The sequence below is a fragment of the Hyphomonas sp. UBA4505 genome, from assembly GCF_002388685.1.
GTDB lineage: Bacteria > Pseudomonadota > Alphaproteobacteria > Caulobacterales > Hyphomonadaceae > Hyphomonas.
The window spans coordinates 664857-671259 of record NZ_DGMZ01000012.1; the positions used below are offsets into that span (position 1 = coordinate 664857).

The 6403-nt window shown below is 58.5% G+C and carries 8 protein-coding genes and 1 pseudogene; 5 read left to right on the forward strand and 4 right to left on the reverse strand.

Going from position 1 to position 6403, the window contains the following annotated elements; all coding sequences use genetic code 11:
* Window positions 1-8: 8 nt before the first annotated feature.
* Window positions 9-425, forward strand: coding sequence for a hypothetical protein (locus tag B3527_RS12250; RefSeq protein WP_290480052.1), 417 nt, complete (start codon window positions 9-11; stop codon window positions 423-425).
* Between the two features lie 6 nt (window positions 426-431).
* On the opposite strand, the gene B3527_RS12255 is transcribed toward B3527_RS12250, so the two are convergent.
* The gene (locus tag B3527_RS12255; protein ID WP_206991464.1) at window positions 432-815 is read right to left on the reverse strand and encodes a hypothetical protein; all 384 of its coding nucleotides are present in this window, start codon (window positions 813-815) and stop codon (window positions 432-434) included.
* 188 nt (window positions 816-1003) lie between these two features.
* Between B3527_RS12255 and B3527_RS12260 the strand changes: the two genes are divergently transcribed.
* Window positions 1004-2305, forward strand: coding sequence for a polyhydroxyalkanoate depolymerase (locus B3527_RS12260; protein ID WP_290480053.1), 1302 nt, complete (start codon window positions 1004-1006; stop codon window positions 2303-2305).
* 20 nt (window positions 2306-2325) lie between these two features.
* Here B3527_RS12260 and B3527_RS12265 read toward each other — a convergent pair whose 3' ends face one another.
* From B3527_RS12265 to B3527_RS12275, 3 genes are read right to left on the reverse strand one after another with little or no spacing between them, the layout of a single operon-like run.
* Window positions 2326-2970, reverse strand: a complete 645-nt coding sequence (locus B3527_RS12265) for a hypothetical protein (protein ID WP_290480054.1) — start codon at window positions 2968-2970, stop codon at window positions 2326-2328.
* Between the two features lie 40 nt (window positions 2971-3010).
* Window positions 3011-3820 carry a HupE/UreJ family protein gene (locus B3527_RS12270; RefSeq protein WP_290480055.1) on the reverse strand — a complete coding sequence of 270 codons (810 nt, stop codon included), beginning with the start codon at window positions 3818-3820 and terminating at the stop codon, window positions 3011-3013.
* Window positions 3820-4617 carry a ZIP family metal transporter gene (locus tag B3527_RS12275; RefSeq protein ID WP_206991468.1) on the reverse strand — a complete coding sequence of 266 codons (798 nt, stop codon included), beginning with the start codon at window positions 4615-4617 and terminating at the stop codon, window positions 3820-3822. Before B3527_RS12275 ends, B3527_RS12270 begins: the two co-directional genes overlap by 1 nt.
* Window positions 4618-4768: 151 nt before the next feature.
* On the opposite strand from B3527_RS12275, the gene B3527_RS12280 reads away from it, so the two are divergent.
* The 3 genes and pseudogenes from B3527_RS12280 to B3527_RS12290 all read left to right on the forward strand — a co-directional run.
* Window positions 4769-5410 carry a ZrgA family zinc uptake protein gene (locus B3527_RS12280; protein WP_290480056.1) on the forward strand — a complete coding sequence of 214 codons (642 nt, stop codon included), beginning with the start codon at window positions 4769-4771 and terminating at the stop codon, window positions 5408-5410.
* A 1-nt stretch (window position 5411) separates the two neighbouring features.
* Window positions 5412-6107 carry an ABC transporter ATP-binding protein gene (locus B3527_RS12285; RefSeq protein ID WP_290480057.1) on the forward strand — a complete coding sequence of 232 codons (696 nt, stop codon included), beginning with the start codon at window positions 5412-5414 and terminating at the stop codon, window positions 6105-6107.
* Window positions 6104-6403 (forward strand): annotated as a pseudogene (locus B3527_RS12290) (ABC transporter permease); the annotation flags it as partial. The gene B3527_RS12285 and the pseudogene B3527_RS12290, both read left to right, overlap by 4 nt.

The window sequence follows — 6403 nt, forward strand, 5'->3', positions numbered from 1 at the left end:
TGCAGTGCATGTTCGAAGGAATCTCCACCACCGCCACGCATCTTGGTCTGCTCGCTGGTGCGATGGCCGTGGGCGCGTCCTGGGTCGCGGCCATTGCGTCGCCCAATTGCAGCTTTGACAAGCTGGACGGATCGCGCGCTGATCGCCACGTCCGGGAATTGCTGCTCCAGACGTCCACGCCGATTGCCGGCATGATGCTCGCTTCCGGCGCGTTCTTCCTGCTTGCCTCAAGCTGGGCAGCCGCCGTCACCGCCTTGCTCGCAGCTTTCGGATTCTTCTCCAATCGCTGGATGCTGACACCCGGGAAGAAGCAAAAGGGCGAACGCACGAGCCGCAAGGGTCAGCGCGCCATTTCGGTCAGCCTGTCCCTGATGTTTACGTTGGTGGCGATTGTATCCGTCGTACTCGGCATGATCCGCATCTAGCGGGGATCAGGCGAATACGAGCCAGAGACAGCCCATTTCGTGCAGTTTTCTGAAATTGTCGGCCGATTTCCGGGCAGCTCGCAGCGCAATCTCGCCAGCGGCCTTTCGATTGACAGCCAGCATCATGGTGCAAATTGCAATGCCCGGCAGGAACATCCACCAGACAAAGGCCAGAGATGCCAATACACCCGCAAGGCAGATGAAATAGGCCAACGCGTCCAGAACACGAAAGCGCGTGTGCATGTAGCTGCCGAAATCATTGAGCAATTCCGGCTGTTTGTGCAGAGTTTCCGCATCAATCGCAAAATGCTGGCCCGGAGCCTGCTCATAGATGATGGCCCGGGTCATGCGACCGCCGCGATGGGGATTGGGTTGGCATTTGAGGAACATGGCAATCACTCCATTTCGGGGACAATTTACCTTGTCCCGGTTAAGCTGAAGCTTGCTGAATTCGATCAATTTTGCAGAAAAATGAAACCATGAAGTTCCCGTCCCGACACACGCCTATCTGGCGAATATGTTTGCCCTGTTAGGGATTGCCATCTATGCTGCACCGCAACATGAAAGGTGTGTAGCTGATGCTGTACTCACTTGTCGAAATGAACCGGGCGGCAATGGCACCCATGCGGGTTGCCGCGCGCGCCAGTCGCGCAGCGCTGAGTTCGCCGCTGAACCTGATGGGGCAGACCGACTATGGTCGCTCGCTGTCCGCCATGGCGGACGTATTTGAAAGCGCAACACGCTATTACGGTAAACCGGAATGGCGGATCGATACGGTGCGGATCAATAGCGCGCCCATTGATGTGACCCCTGTTGTGGCGTGGCGCTCGCCTTGGTGCAACATGATCCACTTCAAGAAGGATCCAGAAGCGCTTGCCGCCGCCCGGAATACAGAAAAGCTCGGCCCTCAGCCCCGTCTTCTGATAGCTGCCCCGCTCTCTGGCCATTATGCCACTCTGCTGCGCGGGACAGTTGAGGCGTTCCTGCCGACCCATGATGTCTACATCACTGACTGGCAGGACTCTCGTATGGCACCTGTCTGGTTGGGGCGGTTCGATCTGGACGATTATATTGATCACATACGATCGATGCTGACTCATCTGGGCGCGGGCGCCCATGTACTTGGCGTGTGTCAGCCAGGCCCGCCTGTGCTTGCTGCTGTCGCCATGATGGCCGAGGATGATGACCCGGCCCGGCCCGCTTCCATGACGTTCATGGGGTCGCCGATCGACACACGGCTTAGTCCGACCGTTCCGAACGTGCTGGCCGAGGAAAAACCGCTTTCGTGGTTTGAAGAGAACATGATCCACACTGTGCCGGGCCCCTACCCGGGCATGTTCCGGAGAGTCTATCCAGGCTTTGTCCAGCTCGCTTCCTTCATGAACATGAACTGGTCGCGCCATGTCGATGCGCACTGGAACTTTTTCAATCATCTGGTTGAAGGGGATGGCGACAATGTCGGCAAGCATCGGGAATTCTACGATGAATACCTGTCGGTGCTCGACCTGACGGAAGAATTCTACCTGCAAACAATCGTACGCGTGTTTCAGGAGCACCAGCTGGCCCGCGGCATGTATCGCTATCGCGGAACACATCTCGTCAAACCGGAACTGATCCGCGATGTCGCGCTGATGACGGTTGAAGGCGAGAAGGATGATATTTCCGGCATCGGTCAAACACAGGCTGCACACGACCTATGTGTGAAGTTGCCGGAAGACATGCAGACCGACTATATCCAGCCGGGCGTTGGCCATTACGGCGTATTCAATGGCAGACGCTTTCAGACCGAGATCGCTCCGCGCGTAACTGAATTCACGAAGCGCTTCACGATGCGGGATGCCGACGAAGCCGCCACGGAGCGACTCAGAAAAACGTCTTGAACAGGCTTGAGCTTTTGGGACTATTTCTCAGGTGTGGGCAAGACTCGCGCAATCTGACGACAAATGTCTCGTGCTTCGCTCAATACCGTGATGGGCATCGGATCAGGTGTGTCGAGATAGGCGCTAAGCTGAGAAACTGCACGGGCCTTAGCCTGCTCCGTCAGTAAGGTGTCATCGGATACTTGCAGTGTCCGACGAGAGGTACACGACTGCAGTTCCAGAATGGTCAGGTCAGCCGCGCCGCGATGAGGTGTGCGTAGCAGGACCGACGACGGCAGATCCGGACCATCCGGCACCGCAACCCAAAGCGCATGGATGTCATCCTCGACAACAGGGTTTCGGAAACGGATTGCATAGATCAAGCCCTTGTCCAGATGGCGTACTGAATAGTCCGCCAAACCAGCATCGTTCAGTCCACCAAGCCAGGCAGCGATCATGGCATTGCGCGCCTGCTTTGCTTCGGCACCGCGCCATGCGGCTGCCTCAGCATAGACCTGCCTCAGGGCAAGGCCAGGCTCCTTCAGAAGTGAGCGCGGCGAGGTCGTTTCAACGTTCGCTGGAGGGGGCACATACGCCGATGCGTATTCTGCAAAACCAATCCAACCCGTCAGTGCCGAAGCCAGCAGAGCCGAGCTGAGATGTCTGATCCAGTCGCGAGAGGCCATTGAGCGCGTTCCGTTCCGAGTCGAAGCGCACTTTGCCAGGCTAAGAGTTAAGGAAGGTCCGCTCGATTGCCCACCAGAGCCCAATTGCTCCGATGGCCGCCGATACCGGCCATACCAGAACTGGCCGGTAGAGGTCTGGCCGGCCGGCCTGCTTCAGGGCGCCCCTGATGACAACGGCCACTGCAAGCGCCATGCCGATAACGGCGAGCTGGCCGATCTCAACGCCGACATTGAATCCGATCAAAGCTGGCCAGAAGATCCCCGGTGGCAGGCCAAGATCCCCAAACGCACCGGCGAAACCCATGCCGTGGATCAGGCCAAAGCCGAATACGAGTGCCGGACGCCAGGCGCTTGGTTCCTTGAACAGGATGTTCTCAAGCGCGGCCCAGGCGATTGTCAGAGCAATCAGTGGCTCGACGATACTTGCCGGAGGCGAGATCACCCCGGCAGCCGCAAGGCCGAGCGTGGATGTGTGCGCCAGCGTGAAGGCGGAGATTTGCCAGAGCAGCGGCTTTATCCGCCGACTGGACAGGAAAAGCGCCAGGACGAACAGGATATGGTCCACCCCCATTGGCAGGATGTGCTCGAATCCGATCCGAACATAGAAGATCGCCGTCTCGATCCCGGATCTGTCGAGTTCAACCTCGCTGCCTGAGACGTTGTCTCCTGTTTCAGTTGCGTCACCAGCCCTGTCCAGTTCCTGAAGCTCCCGGCACAAAGCGGGGTCCATCCCTCCCCCCGGCAGGCAAAGCTCGTCTTCCGGGTGGGCGAACGCCGCTTGCGGCGCAGATGTGACAGCAAGGCAGGCTATCAGACAGCATGCCAGAAAGGCGATGAGCCGATGCCGCATCAAATCTCGTCCGGCAGCGGATGCGGCGCTTCCATACGGATGGCCTCGTGATGGTCATCATCATGGTCATGTACCGGCAGGAAGGACAGCACGAGCGCTATGGCGACACCGGCCGACAGAGCCAACAGGCTGCGCAGCGGCGGCTCCTCCTTCATCGGCGCCATCAAGGGGCCGGTCGCAACGTAGAGGAGCAGGCCGGCAGAGGCCGCGAACAGAGCGCCAACCGCCTCGCTGCCCAGGAAATACATGAAGGGCGACGACATAATCACGCCCAGCGGGGTCGTGGCGGACGCAGCCAGGAAGGCCCACAGGAAGGATTGCCGGTTCGAAAAATTGTGCCTGCGCAGGATCGCGAACGCGATCACACCTTCCGGAAATTCATGCAGGATCAGCGAGACCGCCGCATAGACACCTGCGGAAAAGCTCGCGGCAAAGGTCACCGAATAGATGACGCCGTCGATAAAGGAATGGATGGCAATCGCGATTATGGGGGTGACAGCCGCCATCCGGCCGCCATTCACGCTTTCCGGGAAGAATGTGTTGAGGCCGTAATTAAGTATCAGCCCGCCAAGGAATCCGCCCAGCATGAAGTATGGCGCCTGAGAACTTTCGGCAAAGGCTTCCGGCGCAATGTGCAACAGGCTGAGCGTGACGAGCATGCCCGCCGCCGCGAGGCCCATGACGGCAGAGAACCGCGCACTCCAATCGCCCCGCATCGCCACAGCGATGAGGCCGACCGTGGTCACAAAGGCCGCGATCAAGCCGAAAAACAAAGGGGCCTGCATGGATTCAAACATGGAAAGCGGTAAGCCGGTCCGTTAACAGTCAGGTGCGGTCTATAACCGCGTCCTGCGGCCTTGCGAAGAAGTGTTATATGGTATCATTATTCAGCTTGCGAGCAGATTTTCCGAAAACACTGAATTCCCCAATCGGGGCAATGGGAGCGATATGATAGACCGATCATGGGGCCGTGGCGCAAAAATGCTTCTGGCGGGTGCCGGTTTGACGCTGTGCGTCGCCTGTAGCGCAGAAGTGCCATACGAACCTGAACCGGCTGCAGTGGAGCCTCCACCGACGGTCGAATCCACTCCTCCTGCGTCAGATATGGAGTACTCGGCTCATACGGCAGAGCACCGTGACGATGATAGTCATGACGAGGACCATGGTGAATATGCTGGCGGCGAAGCCCATGTACACGGCGCTGCAGAGTTGGCCGTTGCGCTCGACACCAGTTTCGTCACGATCACCGTTGACGCCCCGCTCGTAAATTACGGCCTATCGGAAAAAACGAAGAAGAAATCCACCGAGCTTGAAAAATATGCCGAGGGCCTGACAGAACTCATGGGCAATGCGCGCTGCGACCTTGTCGAGCGCTCTGCAGAAGTGCGCCGATCGGGCGATCATGCTGCACTCACCCTGTCCATAGTCTGGGATTGCAAGCGCCCCAGCCAGCTGGATGGCCTCATGTTCACCGGCTTTGAACACTATCCCGCCTTTGAGGAAGTCGACGCCATCTATCTTGGTGAAGAAGGGGAATCCAATTCTGCGTCACTCACACCGGACAGCCCTTTCCTGCCCTTCGGATCCTGACATGGCAGAACCGATTGTCTCTATTTCGAATCTTTCCTTTGCCTGGACGCCAGGCAATGAGGTCCTCGACATTTCAGACTTCCAATTGAAGGCGGGCGAGCGCTTGTTTCTGCGCGGAGCATCCGGCTCTGGAAAATCCACCCTTCTCGGCATCATCGCTGGTGTGCTGGAGGCGGGCTCTGGTGAGGTCATCGTTCTCGGACAGGATCTGGCGACCTTGGAACCCGCAGCGCGGGACCGCCTGAGGGCGGACCATCTCGGTGTGATTTTCCAGATGTTCAATCTCGTGCCTTATCTCTCCGTCATCGGGAATGTCACGCTGCCTCTACGTTTCTCTCCCAAGCGCCGCGCAGCAATCAACGGTAACGAAGACGATGAAGCCCGACGGTTGCTTTCGCGGCTGGGCCTGACGGACGAGACTCTACTGACACGCCGTGTCTCTGACCTTTCTGTCGGTCAGCAGCAACGTGTCGCCGCCGCACGCGCCCTGATCGGCGGCCCCGAAATCGTGATCGCTGACGAACCGACCTCAGCGCTTGATGCGGATGCCCGTGATCAATTCATTGATCTACTGAGCGAGGAAGCGCGGCGCACAGGCGCAGCACTTCTCTTCGTCAGCCACGATGCCGGGCTCGCCACACATTTCGACCGGGCGGTAGACCTCGGCGAGATAAATCGCGCGGGAGTGTCAGCATGAGCGCTATCCTGTCTCTCGCCTGGCAGAGCCTCATGAACCGCAAGGGATCTGTTTTGCTCACCCTGTTGGCAGTTGCCTTGTCGGTGGCACTTTTTCTGGGCGTAGACAAAGCCCGCACAGGCGCCCGCGAAGGCTTCGGTAACACTATCTCTGGCACCGAACTGATTGTCGGCGCACCTACCGGCAGCGTGAACTTGCTGCTTTATTCGGTCTTTCGAATGGGCAGCGCGACAGCAGAAATTTCGTGGCCGACCTATCAGGAGATCGCCACGCGGCCGGATATAGACTGGGCTGTT

Coding starts and splice junctions, on each gene's coding strand:
- B3527_RS12250 (WP_290480052.1), top strand. CDS start 9: ATGTTCGAAGGAATCTCCACCACCGCCACGCATCTTGGTCTGCTCGCT.
- B3527_RS12255 (WP_206991464.1), bottom strand. CDS start 815: ATGTTCCTCAAATGCCAACCCAATCCCCATCGCGGCGGTCGCATGACC.
- B3527_RS12260 (WP_290480053.1), top strand. CDS start 1,004: ATGCTGTACTCACTTGTCGAAATGAACCGGGCGGCAATGGCACCCATG.
- B3527_RS12265 (WP_290480054.1), bottom strand. CDS start 2,970: ATGGCCTCTCGCGACTGGATCAGACATCTCAGCTCGGCTCTGCTGGCT.
- B3527_RS12270 (WP_290480055.1), bottom strand. CDS start 3,820: ATGCGGCATCGGCTCATCGCCTTTCTGGCATGCTGTCTGATAGCCTGC.
- B3527_RS12275 (WP_206991468.1), bottom strand. CDS start 4,617: ATGTTTGAATCCATGCAGGCCCCTTTGTTTTTCGGCTTGATCGCGGCC.
- B3527_RS12280 (WP_290480056.1), top strand. CDS start 4,769: ATGATAGACCGATCATGGGGCCGTGGCGCAAAAATGCTTCTGGCGGGT.
- B3527_RS12285 (WP_290480057.1), top strand. CDS start 5,412: ATGGCAGAACCGATTGTCTCTATTTCGAATCTTTCCTTTGCCTGGACG.